The organism is Pseudonocardia sp. N23, assembly GCF_002583555.1.
In the GTDB taxonomy this organism is placed as follows: domain Bacteria; phylum Actinomycetota; class Actinomycetes; order Mycobacteriales; family Pseudonocardiaceae; genus Pseudonocardia.
Genome location: NZ_BEGX01000071.1, coordinates 116,010 through 130,593, shown reverse-complemented (window position 1 = coordinate 130,593; position 14,584 = coordinate 116,010). Strand labels below are relative to the sequence as shown.

The following is a 14,584-nucleotide window of genomic DNA, read 5'->3' as shown; positions in this document are numbered from 1 at the left end:
GGATCAGCCTGCCACCGGGGTCCCCGCCAGGAAGTGCCGCAGCCGCGCGACGCCCGCGTCCCACGTCCAGTCGGTGAGCATCCACTCCCGGCCCGCTGCGCCCATCCGGGCCGCGCGAGCCGGGTCGCCCAGCAGCCCGCCGACGGCACCGACCAGCGCGTCCAGGTCACGCCCGTCGACCACGTGGCCGGTCACACCCTCGCGGACCGTCTCCGGGGCCCCACCGGAGTCCCCCGCGATGACCGGCACCCCCGAGGCCGACGCCTCCAGCAGCACGATGCCCAGGCCCTCGACGTCCAGGCCGCGGCCGCGGGTACGGCACGGGAGGGAGAACACGTCGGCGACCGCCTGGTGGGGGGCCAGCTCGTCGGCCGGGACCGCACCGGTGAACACGACCTGTCCCGCGACGCCCACGTCGGCCGCGAGCCGGCGCAGCCGCTGCTCGTCGGGGCCCGAGCCGACGAGCAGGAGCCGGGTGCCGGGCGCCCGTTGCCGCAGCGCCGGCAGGGCGCGGACCAGCATGTCCTGGCCCTTGCGGGCCACCAGCCGCGACACACACGCGACGACCGGCGCCTCCCCCAGCCCGTAGCGGGCCCGCAGGGTCGCCCGCGCCGCCGGGTCCGGGCGGAAGACGTCGGCGTCGATGCCCGGCGGGAGGTGCTCCAGCACCGCCCGCGGTCCGAACGCCGCCGCCACCCGCCCCCGCGTGTACCGGGACACGACGGTGAGGACGTCGGAGCCGTCGCCGATGCGGCGCAACGCCTGCCGCGCCCCGGGCAGCATCGACCAGCCCACCTCGTGACCGTGGGTGCTCGCCACGACGCGGCGGACGCCGGCCCGCTCCCGCAGCCCCGCCCCGAGCAGCGCCAGCGGGGCCGCCGCACCGAACCACACCGTCTCCGCGCCGTGCCCGCGCGCCAGATCGGCCGCGCGGCGGACCACGTCGGGGGTGGGCAGCATCAGCGACGTCGGGTGCCGGTGCACGGGGTAGCCGAGGCGGGCGTCGAACGCGGACGCGCCCTCCCAGGCGGGGGCGTAGACGGCCAGCTCGCCCGGGGGCAGCCGGTCGGCGAGGGCCTGCAGGTAGGTCTGGATGCCGCCGGCTCGGGGCGGGAAGTCGTTCGTCACGAGCAACGTGCGGGCCACGGCCGGTGAAGCTACCGACACCCTCCGCTCGCACGAGGCCCACCCCCCGGCGCCCTCCCGAACGAACGGCACAGTTGCGCAACTGTGCCGTTCGTTCAGGCGGGTGGGTCGGCGGCTACGGGGCGGCGGCCGGGTCCCGGCCGCCGCCCCCTCCGCTGGGGAGCGGCCGTCCCATGGCGCGGCCGGGTCGGGGCCCGGCCGCGCCGGGATCAGAGCCGGCGCGCGCCGCTGAAGGCCGACCGGGACACGGTCTGGTACTTCACGACGTCGCCCGACTCCGGAGCGTTGATCATCTTGCCGCCGCCCGCATAGATGCCGACATGGCTGACGGGCGAGTAGTAGAAGACGAGGTCACCGGGCCGCAGGTCGTTCCACGACACCGGGGTCCCGACCTGCGACTGCGCGCTGCTCGACCGGGGCAGCGTCATGCCGACCTGCTTGAACGCCCACGACGTCAGCCCGGAGCAGTCGAAGCTGCTGGGTCCGGACGCGCCCCACACGTACGGCCGGCCGAGCTTCGTGGCGGCCATGGCCAGCGCCTCGGCCCCGATGCCGCTTCCCAGGACCACCCCGATCGGGGCTCCCTCGTCCGGGCTGCGCAGCTTCGCCCGCTCCGCGGGGCTCAGGCGCGAGATCATCCGCTCGACGTCGGCGATGCGGTCGTCGGCGGCGGCCTTGCGGGTCTCGATGTCGTCGGCGGAGCGCTGCGCGTCGTCGGCCGCCTGCTGGGCCCTCGCGACAGCGGCATCGGCGTCGGCGCGGGCCTTGCGGGCGGCGGCGACCTTCGCCTCGAACTCCTCCAGCTGCACGCGGTGCTCCGCGCTCAGCGACTCCAGCGCCGACATCTGATCGAGGAAGTTCTGCGGGGACGTGCTGGACAGCAGGGCGTCGAACTGGTCGAGGCGGCCGTTCTCGAAGGTGGCCATGGCGAGGACGTCGAGCTGGCCGCGGTACTGCTCCTCGTCGGCCTCGGCTCTGGCCGCGGCCTCCTGCGCGGGCTCGACGGCCGTGCGGGCGGTGTCGGCCTCGGCTTCGGCGGTGTCGTGGGCGTCGGTGGCGGCGTGCCACTGCTCGGTGAGGGCCTCGGCCTCACGCTGAGCCTGTTGGTACTGGTCGCGGGCCTGCGCGGCGTCGGTCGGGGGCGGCGGGACCGTCGGCACCGGGACCGCGGGTGGGGGTACTGCGGGTGGGGGCGGGGCGAGCGGGAGGGCCGACCCGACGGGCGGCACGAACGGCACCGTCACCCCCGGGGGCAGCGGCGGGGCAGGGTCCGCGACGGCCTCGGTGGTCACGACAGCGGTCAGTCCGGCTCCGGCGATGGCGCCGACGAGGACGACCGTCACCGAGCGGGAGGCCTGCCGACGGGCGCCGCGCCGGCGTGGACGCGGCACCGCTCGGGCTCCGTAGTCGCTGTCGTCGCTGCCGTCACCGCTGCGTCGAGGCGCCACCACGCGGACGTGCCCCTCTCCTCGCGGACCGCGCGTTCTCCACAGTCACGAGCACTGCGGGGAGCGGTGCGGTGACCCCGCGCCTGCGCTCCGGATGAGCCGCAGACCGTTCGCGAGGTCGCGGGGAGATTACGAACAGCGCCGCCGGTGATCCATCACCGGGGTGTGTCGGCGCGTCGCCGTGCGCAGCTCACCCACAGGGGACACAGCGTTCGGCGCGTCGCGGAGTACCCGGCGCGCCGTCACCCTGCGTTGCGGGAAGGGTCCCCGGATTCGGGGATCCATGGTGCCTGCGGAGGCCGTGTCGACACCAGGCGCAACCGCGGGACGAGCCCCTGATCGGCGAGGACCTCGATGGCGCGCGTCTCCGGAGCGTCGAGCTGCACGACTGACGCGCCGGGCGGCACACCGGCCGGGCGTGTCGCCGGGTCCGGCACACCCAGCAGAACGCCCACGACACAGTCGCCGCAGGCGTCACCCCGCACCGCGCAGGTGTCACAGTCGATGATCATCCTGGCCTCCCCTCACCGTCGTCGTTCGGACGGTGCGGACGCTAGGGCAGCGCACCGACAGTTCCGCGCCGACGGAGACGGCCTGACCGTGCCGGGGGCGCCGGGACGGGCGCGCTCAGCCGCGCAGCCGCGCGAGCAGCACCGCCGAGGGCAGAGCGTGCGCGCCGCGCCGGCGGACCGACTCGACGACGGCCCGGTCCGACGTCGCCACCAGCACCGGCCGGCCCTCGGGCTCCGCCGCGACGAGCGCGCGGATGACGTCGTCGGCCAGCACCCCGGCGTCGCTGAACAGCACGCGCACCCCGCGGGAGCCGCGGGTCGCCGCGGCGACGACGCCGGCGCCGTCGAACACGACGGTCACCTCTATCCCGGTGCGGGCGGCGAGGGCGGCGAGCTGACGGACGAGGCGGGTGCGCTGGTCGGCCAGCGGCAGGTCCGGGTAGCCGGTCTTGCTGACGTTGTAGCCGTCGACGACCAGGTGCACGGCGGGCACGGTGAGCAGCGCGTCGAGGGCGGCGAGGTCGTCGACGGGCGCGCCGGGCCGCACGGCACCGGCACCGGCGACGAGGTCGGCCGGGCGCGGGCCGCCCCCGCCGATGGCCAGCTCGCGGCGCAGGCCGGCGACGGCCCCGCCCAGCGTCTCGACGAGCAGCTCCAGGCGCACCTCGTCGGCCTGCCGGGCCTCGCGCGCCGCCTGCCGGGCCGCGGCCACCTGCGCTGCGGCCCGGTCGGCGCGGGCCCGCTCCCGGTCGGCGCGGACCCGTTCGCGGTCGCGTTCGGCGACGATCACGGCCAGCTCCTGACGGGCCTGGCTGCGGACGGCCTCCACGTCGGCCGCGGCGACGTCGAGCGCGTCGGTGGCCGAACGCAGCCGCGCGCCCTGCTCCCCGACGCGGCGGCGCAGCTGGGCGAACTCCGCGTCGCGGGCCTGGCCCGCGGTCCGGGCCTCCTCGCGGGCCTCCGCCAGCTCGGCCCGCATCCGTTCGAGCTCCGCGCTCAGCTTGTCGGCCCGCGAGAGCGCGGCGTCCAGCTCGGCGCGCAGCTCGCCCGCCTCCCCGCGGCGGGCGGCGCGAGCGACGAGCGCCGCGGCGTCCGGTGCGTTGCCGAGGAGGGCGAGCGCGGCGGCACCCAGCGGGTCGTCGGCGTCGGCGGCCGCGGGGTGGTGCTCGTGGCACCAGGCCAGCACGGCGGCGCGGAAGGCGGCGGACCGCCGCAGCTCGTGCACCAGCGCCTGCCCACCGAGCCGGGCCCGTTTGGCGGGGGTGAACCGGGCGAAGCGGCGCAGCCGGTGCGGGACGTCGGCGTCGGGCAGGCCGGCGACGGCGACCGCGGCGAGCTCGGCGAGCCTGCCGCGGACGGGATCGGGGAGGCGGTCCCAGTCGGCCGGGCCGGACACGACCTCACCTTCCGGGGAGGCGGGCTCGACCGGTTCCGGGCGCGGGTCGTCCGCGGCGGGCGCGGGTGCGCGCCCGGCCGGTCTTTCCTCCGCGGACATCGGACCAGGTTATCCGCCTGTGCCCGGCAGCCGCGACCGCCACGCAGCGGGCACGAGGGCGATCCTGTCGGTGCCCACGGTTACCGTCCGCGGCGTGTCCGCTCCCCCCGGATCCGCACGTCCCGGCGCACTCGCGCAGCTGTCGTTCGACGAGCTGGGCACCCCGCTGCGCGACGTGACGTTCGTCGTGCTCGACCTGGAGACCACCGGCGGCTCGGCCCGCAACGACTCGATCACCGAGGTGGGGGCGGTCAAGGTCCGCGGCGGCGAGGTCGTCGGCGAGCTGGCCACGCTGGTCGACCCGGGAACGGGGCGGCTGCCGCCCAACATCGTGGCGCTCACCGGTATCACCACCGCAATGGTGACGGGCGCGCCCCGCCTGAACGAGGTGCTGCCCACGCTGCTGGAGTTCCTGGGCGGGGCGGTCCTCGTCGCGCACAACGCGCCGTTCGACGCCGGGTTCCTGCGGGCCGCGTGCGAGCGCCACGACCGGCCGTGGCCGCGCCCGCCGGTCCTGTGCACGGCACGGCTGGCCAGGGTGGTGCTCAGCCACGCGGAGGCCCCGAGCGTGCGCCTCGGTGCGCTGGCCCGGCTGTTCGGCACGTCGACACAGCCGACGCACCGCGCGCTGGCCGATGCGCGCGCCACCGTCGAGGTGCTCCACCACCTCCTCGAACGCATCGGCAACCTCGGGGTGCAGAGCCTGGAGGAGCTGCTGTCGATGTCGCGGGAGGCGTCGGCGCACCGCCCGCCCGAACGCGTCCGCAGGCGGCGGACCCTGGCGCGCGACGTGCCGTCGGCGGCCGGGGTGTACCTGTTCCGGGGGCCCCGCGACGAGGTGCTCTACGTCGGCACGAGCGGCGACCTGCGGCGCCGGGTCCGCAGCTACTTCACTGCGGGCGAGCGACGTCGGCGCGTGCGGGAGATGGTGGAGCTGGCCGAGCGCGTCGACACTGTGGTGTGCGCGCACGCGCTCGAGGCCGGGGTGCGGGAGCTGCGGCTGATCGCCACGCACCGTCCCCGGTACAACCGGCGCTCGCGCAACCCGGGCCGCGTGTGGTGGGTCGCACCGACCGAGGAGGCGTTCCCGCGGCTGTCGGTCGTGACGGCGCCGCGCGGGCCGGCGCTGGGCCCGTTCGGGTCCCGCCGGGGCGCGACCGACGCGGTGGAGACGTTGCTCGACGCGCTGCCGATCCGCAGCTGCACCCAGCGCATCCCGGCCCGCTCCCCCGCGGCGAGCCCGTGCGTCCTCCACGAGCTGGACAGGTGCCGGGCGCCGTGCGCGGGGCTGCAGAGCATCGACGAGTACGCCCCCGGGGTGCGCGCGCTGCGCAGCCTCGTCGACGGCGCCGACGACGCACCGCTGCGCACCCTGGCCGACCGGATCGAGCGGCTGTCGGTGGCCGAGCGGTTCGAGTCGGCGGCGCGCGACCGCGACCGGCTGGCCGCGCTGGCGTCGGCGCTCGCACGGTCCCAGCAGCTCGCCGCGCTGGCGGCGCTGCCGGAGGTGGTGGGCGCGCGGCCCGACGGGCGGGGCGGCTGGGAGCTGGCCGTCGTGCGCCACGGACGGCTCGCGGCGGCCGACGTCGCCCGCCGGGGCACGCCACCGATGCCGGTCGTGGAGTCGCTGCGCCGGTCCGCGCAGACGATCCTGCCCGCCGACGGGCCGCTGTCCGGGGCCTGGGCGGAGGAGGTGAACCTGGTGCGCCGCTGGCTCACCACGGGTGGGACCCGCCTGGTGTACAGCGATCCGTCCTGGTCCGAACCGGCCCATGGCGCGGCCGCGTGGGAGGACTGGGCGCGCCGAGCCCGGCCGGTGCCGCTCGGCAGTCCCTCGGAGATCACCCTCGGCTAGTGTTCGGTCCCGGTCGCCGCCCGTGTCGTCGGGTGTCGCGGACCGCCCCGACGTCCCCGAGGAGGGCAACCGTGATCACCGCGATCGTCATGGTGCACACCGCCGCCGACCGGATCCCCGAGACCGCGCAGGCGATCGCCGACCTCGACGGGGTCAGCCAGGTCTACTCGTGCGCGGGTGACGTCGACCTCATCGCGGTCGTCAAGGTCGGCGCGCACGAGGAGCTCGCGGAGGTCATCGCGGGCCGGCTGAGCAAGGTCGCGGGCGTGGTGCGCACCGACACCCACATCGCGTTCCGCTCCTACTCCAGCACGGAGAACGACGCGATCTTCAGCGCCGGCATGGAGTGACCACCCGGTGTGACCCCGCCATGCGACCCGGCGTCGTGACCCGGCTTCGTGGCCCTGTCGTGTGACGGCCCCGGGTGGAGCCGTCACACGACGACAGCCCGGTCAGGCGGCCAGCCGCGTCGAGACCGTGACCCAGCGGGCCAGCAGGTCGGCGGCCGCGCCGGAGTCGACGGCCGCGGCCACCCGCTCGAGCGCGTCGCGCAGCTGCCCGGTCAGGTCGGGCGTGTCGCCGGTCCCGGACACGCCGTCGGCGGCGACCAGGGCGCCGGCGGCATTGAGCAGGACGGCGTCACGGACCGGCCCCTGCTTGCCCGCGAGCAGGGCATGGCAGGCGCCGGCGTTGAAGGCGGCGTCCCCGCCACGCAGGTCCTCCCGCGTGGCCGGGTCGATGTCCAGGGCGGACGGGTCGACGCTCGCCTCGCGGACCCGGCCGTCTCCTGCGACCCAGACCGTCGACCGGGTCGTCGTCGTGATCTCGTCGAGCCCGTCGTCACCACGCACGACCAGGACAGACTGGCCGCGTGAGGCGAAGATCTGCGCGAGGACGGGGGCGAGCCTTCCGTCGGCGCAGCCCACGAGCCCCGCCGACGGCTGTGCCGGGTTGGTGAGCGGGCCGAGCAGGTTCATCGCCGTCGGCACGCCGAGCTCGGCGCGCGGGCCGGAGGTGTGCCGCATCGCCGGGTGGAAGACGGGTGCGAAGCAGAACCCGATCCCGACCTCGGCGACGCACGCCTCGACGCCCGCCGCGGGCAGCGCGATGGCCACCCCGACCTCCTGCAGCAGGTCCGCCGCGCCGCACTTCGACGTCGCCGCCCGGTTGCCGTGCTTGACCACGGGCACCCCCGCGGCCGCGACGACGACCGCCGCCATCGTGGAGATGTTGACGGTGTGCGCCTGGTCACCACCGGTGCCGACGATGTCGACCGCCCGCCCGGTGACCGTGACCCGCGGCGCGCGGGCGAGCATCGCCTCGGCGAGACCCGCGACCTCGGCCGCGGTCTCGCCCTTGGCGCGCAGCCCGACCAGGAACCCGGCCAGCTGGGCCGGCGTGGCGTCCTCCGAGAGCGCGCGGTCCATCACCCAGGCGGTGTCGGCGGTGTCGAGGTCACGGCCCGCGATGAGGCTCGCGAGCACCTTCGGCCAGGTCCTGCCGTCGGTCGGGGTCGGGGTCGCCGCACCTGCCGCCACGTCAGCCACGAACGGCGACGCCCGCGGTGCGCCGCAGGACGTCGGCGACGGTCTCGGCGGCGGTGAGCGGGTCGAGCGGGTGCACGAGCACGGCGTCGGCCTGCGACCACGTGGCCAGCCAGCGGTCGTCACGGCGGCGGACCGTGATCATGATGGGCGGGCAGTCGGTGATCTCGTTCTTGAGCTGCCGCGACAGCCCCATGCCGCCGGTCGGCTGCGCCTCCCCGTCGAGGATCAAGAGGTCCTGCGAGCCCGCGTCGGCCGCGGCGAGGACGTCGGCGATCGTGCCCACCTCGGTGTAGGTGACACGCCCGAGATCGGGGGCGGGGCGACGGCCGACCGCCGTCACGATGCCCTCCCGGACCTCGGGACGGTGGCTGAACACCAGGACGTGGAGGGGGCTGTGCGGCTCGGAGGCCGCTCCGGCGTTGCGGGGCGCGGGGCTGGTCACGCGCGTCATCGTAATGGGCGCTGTCACATCCTCCGGCGCGCGCGGTGATCGGCACCGCGGGCGCACCCGGGAACCCCGGCGCCGCGCCGGGCGTTGCGCCTGACGAGGAGTGACGTGAATCCCTGGTCCCCCGACAGGCTGTAGAAGTTCGGGTGGGGTCATAATGCCCGGGTGACGACAGCCGCCCCCAACATCAGCGCGCGGATCCACTCGCTGAACCGCCCGAACCTGGTCAGCATCGGCACCATCGTCTGGCTGTCCAGCGAGCTGATGTTCTTCGCCGGGCTGTTCTCCATCTACTTCACGGCGCGCGCGCAGAACGTCGGTGAGTGGCCGCCACCGCCGACGGAGCTCAACGTCCCGTACGCCCTCGTCGTGACGATCGTCCTCGTCGCGTCGTCGTTCACGTGCCAGTTCGGCGTGTTCGCGGCCGAGCGCGGCGACGTCTTCGGCCTGCGCCGCTGGTACACGCTCACCCTGATCATGGGCGCGATCTTCGTGCTCGGTCAGGCCAACGAGTACCGGGTCCTGGTCGAGGAGCACCACACGACGCTCGCCTCGAGCGCGTACGGCACCGTCTTCTACCTCGCGACGGGCTTCCACGCACTGCACGTGACCGGTGGTCTCGTGGCGTTCGTGTACCTGCTCATCCGCACCAGGCTCTCCAAGTTCACCCCGGCGCAGGCCACCGCGGCGATCGTCGTGTCGTACTACTGGCACTTCGTCGACGTGGTGTGGGTCGGTCTGTTCGCCGTCATCTACTTCATCCGCTAGGCCTGCTTCGCAAGCGCCCCGAACTCGACGCGAGGGTTGGACAACGCCGACGATGGAATCCACGACCACCACACCACCTGAGCCGCGGTCCCGCCGCGGCCGACGACCGCACGGCAAGGTGCGGCGCCGGCTGGCCGGAGCGCTAGCGCTGGGAATCGGGCTGCTGTCGGTCGGCGCCCTCTACTCCGTCGTGCAGCCGACGCCGCAGACGGCGGTGGCCCAGACGGCCGACGCGGCGACCATCGCCAAGGGCCAGGACCTGTACAACAACGCCTGCATCTCGTGCCACGGCTCGAACCTGCAGGGAGTCACGGACCGCGGCCCGAGCCTGGTCGGCGTGGGCGACGCGGCCGTCTACTTCCAGGTCTCGTCCGGCCGGATGCCCCTGGCCCGCCAGGAGGCCCAGGCCACACGCAAGCCTCCGACGGCGACGTTCGACCCCCACACTCAGGAGGGTCAGGACAACCTGTCGGCGATCGGCGCGTTCGTCCAGGCGAACGGCGGCGGCCCCACGATGCCCGCGGCCACCGGCGAGGCGCTCCGCGGCGGCGACCCGGCACGCGGCGGCGAGCTGTTCCGCCTCAACTGCGCGTCGTGCCACAACTTCACGGGCCGCGGCGGCGCGCTGTCGTCCGGCAAGTACGCCCCGTCGCTGGACCCGGCCTCCGAGTCCCAGATCTACGCGGCCATGCTCACCGGCCCGCAGAACATGCCCAAGTTCTCCGACGCGCAGCTCGCGCCCGAGGAGAAGGAGGACATCATCGCCTTCGTCAAGTCCGTGTCCGACGGCAACAACGACGTGGGTGGCTCTGGTCTCGGCGGCATCGGCCCGACGTCCGAGGGTGTCATCGCCTTCATCGTCGGCATCGCCGCGCTGGTCGGTTTCGCGATGTGGTTGGGGGCCAAGCAATGAGCGGCGTGACCACGGGTGAGGGCGGCGTGACCCGCTCCCCCAGCGAGGCCGAGCTCGAGGACATGTCCCAGGACGAGCTCGCGCAGCTCGCCAGCGAGCTCGACGACGTCGAGGTCCAGCACAACGCCCCGAAGTTCCCGGTCCCCGGGACCCGGGCGGAGAAGCGGGCCGAGCGTGGCGTCGCCGCCTGGTTCGGGCTGTCGGCACTCGCGGCGCTGTGCTTCGTCGTGGCGTTCATCGCCTGGCCCCACGAGTACGTCCCCCCGTCCGACCCCGGCTACACGATGTACTCGCTGTACACGCCGGTCGTCGGTGTCACGTTCGGCCTGGCGGTCCTGTCGCTGGGCATCGGCGTGATCGTCTACGTCAAGAAGTTCTTCCCGAGCGAGGTCTCGGTCCAGCAGCGCCACGACGGCCCGTCCGACCCGGTGGCGCGCAAGACCGTCCTCGCCCAGCTCGCCGCGGCGGGCAACGACACCACGATCGCGCGCCGCTCGCTGATCAAGCGCTCGGCGGGCGCGGCGGCAGGCCTGTTCGGCCTCGGCCTCGGCGTGGCGGCGATCGGGCCGATGATCCGCAACCCGTGGAAGGACGGCCCGAACTCCCCGCTGTGGGTGACGGGCTGGAAGCCGGAGAACGGTGAGACCGTCTTCCTGCGCGCCGACACCGGCGAGCTCGACGACATCCGCCGGGTCCGTCCCGAGGACATGGAGCCCGGCTCCATGCAGACGGTCTTCCCCTTCCGCGAGAGCGAGCGCGGTGACGAGGAAGCCCTGCTGCACGCGCAGAAGGCCTCCGACGCCCCGGTCATGCTGATCCGTCTGCGGCCCGGCACCCAGGTCGTCAAGCGGGCCGGCCAGGAGGACTTCAACTACGGCGACTACTACGCCTTCTCGAAGATCTGCACCCACCTGGGCTGCCCCACCTCGCTCTTCCAGGCGCAGGACAACCGCATCCTGTGCCCTTGTCACCAGTCGCAATTCCTCGCGACCGAGTACGCTCGCCCCGTGTTCGGGCCTGCCACCCGGGCGCTGCCGCAGCTGCCGATCACGGTCGACGAGCAGGGCTACTTCGTAGCCAGGAGCGATTTCCACGAAGCCGTCGGCCCCGCATTCTGGGAGCGGAGATCATGAGCTCGATCACGACGCCCACCAGTTCGCCCAGCGGGCTGCAGGAAAAGGCCGGTCAGGCTCTCGACGAGCTCGACCAGCGGTTCCACCCCGCAGCGGGGATGCGCAGGCAGTTCAACAAGGTCTTCCCGACGCACTGGTCGTTCATGCTCGGCGAGATCGCGCTCTACAGCTTCATCGTCCTACTGCTCTCGGGCACGTACCTGGCGCTGTTCTTCGACCCGTCGATGGCCGAGACGACCTACAACGGGTCGTTCGACAACCTGCGCGGCGTCCACATGTCGAAGGCGTTCGAGAGCTCGGTCGCCATCTCGATGGACGTGCGCGGCGGGCTGTTCGTCCGCCAGGTCCACCACTGGGCAGCCTTGCTGTTCATGGCCGCGATGGTCGTCCACATGTTCCGGGTGTTCTTCACCGGCGCGTTCCGCAAGCCGCGTGAGACCAACTGGATCATCGGTGTCGTCCTGGTCCTGCTGGGCTTCTTCGAGGGCCTCACCGGCTACTCGCTCCCCGACGACCTGCTGTCGGGCACCGGCCTGCGGATCATGTCCGGCATCACGATGACCGCGCCGGTCGTCGGCACCTGGCTGCAGTGGCTGCTGTTCGGCGGCGAGTTTCCCGGCACCGAGATCATCCCGCGCTTCTACATCGCGCACGTGCTGATCATCCCGGGCATCCTGCTGGCGCTCATCGCCGTGCACGTCGGCCTGGTCTGGTACCAGAAGCACACCCAGTTCCCCGGGCCCGGCCGCACCGAGCACAACGTCGTCGGCGTCCGCATCCTGCCGACGTTCGCGGCGAAGGGCGGCGCGTTCTTCGCCGTCACCGTCGGTGTCATCGGCCTCATGGCGGGCCTGTTCCAGATCAACCCGATCTGGAACATCGGCCCCTACGACCCCGCGCACATCTCGGCGGGGTCGCAGCCCGACTGGTACGTGCTGTTCACCGAGGGCATGGCACGAATCTTCCCGCCGTGGGAGATCTACCTGGGGAACTACACGATCCCCGCCGCCTTCTGGGGCACGGCCGCGTTCCTCCCGATCCTGTACGTCGTCGCGGGCATCTACCCGGCGCTGGAGCGGCGCTTCACGAAGGACAACGCGCTGCACAACCTGCTGCAGCGCCCGCGTGACGCGCCGGTCCGCACCTCGCTGGGCGTCATGGCGATCTCGTTCTACGCGTGGCTGGTGCTCTCCGGAATCAACGACTGGATCGCCTACTTCTTCCACGTCTCCCTCAACGCGACGACCTGGGCCGGACGCATGGGCGCCCTGCTCGTCCCGCCGATCGCGTACTGGGTGACCTACCGCATCTGCATCGGCCTGCAGCGGTCCGACCGCGCGGTCCTCGAGCACGGCATCGAGACCGGCATCATCAAGCGGCTGCCGCACGGCGAGTTCATCGAGGTCCACCAGCCTCTCGCCGGTGTGGACTCGCACGGACACGCCATCCCGCTGGCCTACCAGGGTGCTGCGGTGCCCAAGCGGATGAACCAGCTGGGCTCGGCGGGCCAGCCGGTGGCCGGCTCGATGCTCACCCCGGACCCGATCGAGGAGACCGTGGCCCTGGACAGGGCGCGCGCCGAGGCCCACCACGCCGAGGTCGAGCGGTCGAACTCCCGTCGCGACGAACCGGCCCTGGCCGGTCGTCCCGACGCCGGCCGCCCGAAGGACCCGACCGACTGACGGTCGACGACCACGACGAAGGCCCCGCCCGGATTCCGGGCGGGGCTTTCGTCGTTGCCGGGCGGCTCGGCCGGGGTCGACGCCGGGTTGCGTCCCGACCATGGTCGAAGCGGTCCGGTGCCGGGTTCGGCCGGAGGTGGACGACGACGGGTCGCGTGGTGGCGCGCGTCAGTCCATGAGGTCGAGCACGGTGCGGACGTCGGCGCGCAGCAGGTAGTCGCGCGCCTCCTCGAGGTGCTTGCGCCAGATGTCCTCGGCTGCGACGGCGTCACCGTTCTCGATGTACTCGACGACCAGGTGGTGGGCCCGCAGCCCGCGACGCATGGCGCGCAGGTGCTGGGGGGTGCCTGCGTCGGCGGCGATCTGCGACCAGTTCGCCAGCGCGATGATGTGGTCGATCATGCCGATGAGGACCTGCAGCGTCTGGTTGCGGGTCATCTCGGTGAGCAGCGTGTGGAACGCGGTGTGCGTGCGGATGGTGAGGTCGTGGTCGCCGCCGACGTCGTCGTGGGCCTTCAGCGCGGCCTTGAGGCGGACCACGTCCTCGTCCGTGCGGCGGGCGGCCAGCAACGCCACGCAGGGCGGTTCGAGCACGAGCCGGGCCTCGTAGACGTCCTCCAGCGTCGTCCCGCGGTACTCCAGGATGAAGCCCGCGTAGCGGGCCGCGACGTCGGCGTCGGGCACCTGGACGCGTGCTCCCCCGTGGGCCCCGCGCCGCACGCTGATCAGCGACTCGGACTCCAGCACGCGGAACGCCTCGCGCAGCGTCGGGCGCGACACCTGGAACTGTTCCATCAGCGTGGCCTCGGACGGCAGCGCGTCGCCCGCGGAGAGCTCACCGCGGATGATCTGCCTGCGCAGGTGCGCCGCGACCAGCTCGGCCATCTTCGGGACCCGCAGCCTGCGGCCGACGGCGAGCCCGGGGGCGACCGGGGCGACGGGGGCCGGTGAGCGGTCGTCGCCGCTGTCGGCAGCCATCCGCGGGACCTCCTCGCCGAGCCGGCACGCGGCCGCGACAGGGTCGCGATGCGTATGAAACAGGTGGAAACAGGATGACGAATGAACCTGTTGACCTGATGCTAGACCATGCTCGACGGCCGGGCGGGCGTCACTCGTCCGGCGCGGTGCGGTTGATCGGGACGCGTGACGTTGCTACGGTCACACTCGTGCGCCTCGACGAGTTCATCACTCCGCGCGCTGAGGTAGTAGCCTCGCGCGTCGGCTGAGCCAGGTCGCCCGCGCGCTCTCCGGCCGCCCACCCCTGCGGCACGTCGATTTCCGAGACCTGGCTCGGGTTCCCTTCCCGTGAACCCAGACCGGAGCACTTCCATGACGATTCTCGATCACCGCCGCCCGTCCGACACCTCGCGCCGTTCCGACTCGGCGCACCCGGGGTTCCGTATGCACCGCCGCTACGAGATCGTCGTCTCCGGCGGCCTCGGTGGGGCGCTGGCGGCCGCGGAGCTGTTGCGCGACAGCGGCCTTCCCGTCCGTGACTTCTCCGTCGAGGTCCGTGAGGGCATCCCGTACAGCTCGGTGTTCGCCACGATGTCGATGACCGACGGTGAGGCCCCGGCCTTCGCCGACCGGATGCTCGCGCACCCAGTGGTCCTCGCGGTCGACCCTTCCTGATCCGG

Annotated in this window: 13 protein-coding genes; 7 read left to right on the top strand and 6 right to left on the bottom strand. The window is 73.6% G+C overall.

The window, feature by feature from the left end; translation table 11 throughout:
- Positions 1-3: 3 nt before the first annotated feature.
- The 3 genes from TOK_RS21145 to TOK_RS21130 form a co-directional block, all read right to left on the bottom strand.
- The gene (locus tag TOK_RS21145) at positions 4-1,146 is read right to left on the bottom strand and encodes a glycosyltransferase family 4 protein (protein ID WP_098959729.1); all 1,143 of its coding nucleotides are present in this window, start codon (positions 1,144-1,146) and stop codon (positions 4-6) included.
- A 209-nt stretch (positions 1,147-1,355) separates the two neighbouring features.
- Positions 1,356-2,537, bottom strand: coding sequence for an NlpC/P60 family protein (locus tag TOK_RS21140; RefSeq protein ID WP_098959728.1), 1,182 nt, complete (start codon positions 2,535-2,537; stop codon positions 1,356-1,358).
- A gap of 684 nt (positions 2,538-3,221) precedes the next feature.
- Positions 3,222-4,601, bottom strand: coding sequence for an NYN domain-containing protein (locus tag TOK_RS21130; protein ID WP_098959726.1), 1,380 nt, complete (start codon positions 4,599-4,601; stop codon positions 3,222-3,224).
- Positions 4,602-4,695: 94 nt separating this feature from the next.
- On the opposite strand from TOK_RS21130, the gene TOK_RS21125 reads away from it, so the two are divergent.
- Complete coding sequence (locus TOK_RS21125) at positions 4,696-6,456, top strand: DEDD exonuclease domain-containing protein (protein WP_098959773.1); 1,761 nt, start codon at positions 4,696-4,698, stop codon at positions 6,454-6,456.
- A gap of 71 nt (positions 6,457-6,527) precedes the next feature.
- Positions 6,528-6,806, top strand: a complete 279-nt coding sequence (locus tag TOK_RS21120; RefSeq protein ID WP_098959725.1) for an Lrp/AsnC family transcriptional regulator — start codon at positions 6,528-6,530, stop codon at positions 6,804-6,806.
- A gap of 102 nt (positions 6,807-6,908) precedes the next feature.
- On the opposite strand, the gene trpD is transcribed toward TOK_RS21120, so the two are convergent.
- Together trpD and TOK_RS21110 are read right to left on the bottom strand one after the other, a co-directional pair.
- Positions 6,909-8,003, bottom strand: coding sequence for an anthranilate phosphoribosyltransferase (gene trpD, locus TOK_RS21115; protein WP_098959724.1), 1,095 nt, complete (start codon positions 8,001-8,003; stop codon positions 6,909-6,911).
- Entirely contained in the window at positions 7,996-8,445 is a 450-nt protein-coding gene (locus tag TOK_RS21110; RefSeq protein WP_098959772.1) for a response regulator, read from the bottom strand. Before TOK_RS21110 ends, trpD begins: the two co-directional genes overlap by 8 nt.
- 171 nt (positions 8,446-8,616) lie before the next feature.
- On the opposite strand from TOK_RS21110, the gene TOK_RS21105 reads away from it, so the two are divergent.
- Genes TOK_RS21105 through TOK_RS21090 form a run of 4 tightly spaced genes read left to right on the top strand, consistent with a single transcriptional unit; the run spans position 8,617 to position 12,947 of the window.
- Positions 8,617-9,219: a heme-copper oxidase subunit III gene (locus tag TOK_RS21105; RefSeq protein ID WP_253258532.1), complete on the top strand. Its 603-nt coding sequence runs from the start codon at positions 8,617-8,619 to the stop codon at positions 9,217-9,219.
- Between the two features lie 52 nt (positions 9,220-9,271).
- Complete coding sequence (locus TOK_RS21100) at positions 9,272-10,132, top strand: c-type cytochrome (protein WP_098959723.1); 861 nt, start codon at positions 9,272-9,274, stop codon at positions 10,130-10,132.
- Positions 10,129-11,265 carry a ubiquinol-cytochrome c reductase iron-sulfur subunit gene (locus TOK_RS21095; RefSeq protein WP_098959722.1) on the top strand — a complete coding sequence of 379 codons (1,137 nt, stop codon included), beginning with the start codon at positions 10,129-10,131 and terminating at the stop codon, positions 11,263-11,265. The genes TOK_RS21100 and TOK_RS21095 overlap by 4 nt, the downstream gene beginning before the upstream one ends.
- A complete protein-coding gene (locus TOK_RS21090) occupies positions 11,262-12,947 on the top strand; it encodes a ubiquinol-cytochrome c reductase cytochrome b subunit (protein ID WP_098959721.1) in 1,686 nt (561 codons plus the stop codon). Before TOK_RS21095 ends, TOK_RS21090 begins: the two co-directional genes overlap by 4 nt.
- A gap of 168 nt (positions 12,948-13,115) precedes the next feature.
- On the opposite strand, the gene TOK_RS21085 is transcribed toward TOK_RS21090, so the two are convergent.
- Positions 13,116-13,925, bottom strand: coding sequence for a FadR/GntR family transcriptional regulator (locus tag TOK_RS21085; RefSeq protein WP_098959720.1), 810 nt, complete (start codon positions 13,923-13,925; stop codon positions 13,116-13,118).
- Positions 13,926-14,276: 351 nt separating this feature from the next.
- Here TOK_RS21085 and TOK_RS21080 point away from each other — a divergent pair, with 351 nt between their 5' ends.
- A complete protein-coding gene (locus tag TOK_RS21080) occupies positions 14,277-14,579 on the top strand; it encodes a hypothetical protein (RefSeq protein ID WP_098959719.1) in 303 nt (100 codons plus the stop codon).
- The last annotated feature ends 5 nt before the right edge of the window (positions 14,580-14,584 follow it).

What these genes read in the sequence shown, in the direction of transcription:
- TOK_RS21130 (WP_098959726.1), bottom strand. Translation starts at nt 4,601, where the DNA reads ATGTCCGCGGAGGAAAGACCGGCCGGGCGCGCACCCGCGCCCGCCGCG.
- TOK_RS21100 (WP_098959723.1), top strand. Translation starts at nt 9,272, where the DNA reads ATGGAATCCACGACCACCACACCACCTGAGCCGCGGTCCCGCCGCGGC.
- TOK_RS21095 (WP_098959722.1), top strand. Translation starts at nt 10,129, where the DNA reads ATGAGCGGCGTGACCACGGGTGAGGGCGGCGTGACCCGCTCCCCCAGC.
- TOK_RS21090 (WP_098959721.1), top strand. Translation starts at nt 11,262, where the DNA reads ATGAGCTCGATCACGACGCCCACCAGTTCGCCCAGCGGGCTGCAGGAA.
- TOK_RS21085 (WP_098959720.1), bottom strand. Translation starts at nt 13,925, where the DNA reads ATGGCTGCCGACAGCGGCGACGACCGCTCACCGGCCCCCGTCGCCCCG.
- TOK_RS21080 (WP_098959719.1), top strand. Translation starts at nt 14,277, where the DNA reads ATGACGATTCTCGATCACCGCCGCCCGTCCGACACCTCGCGCCGTTCC.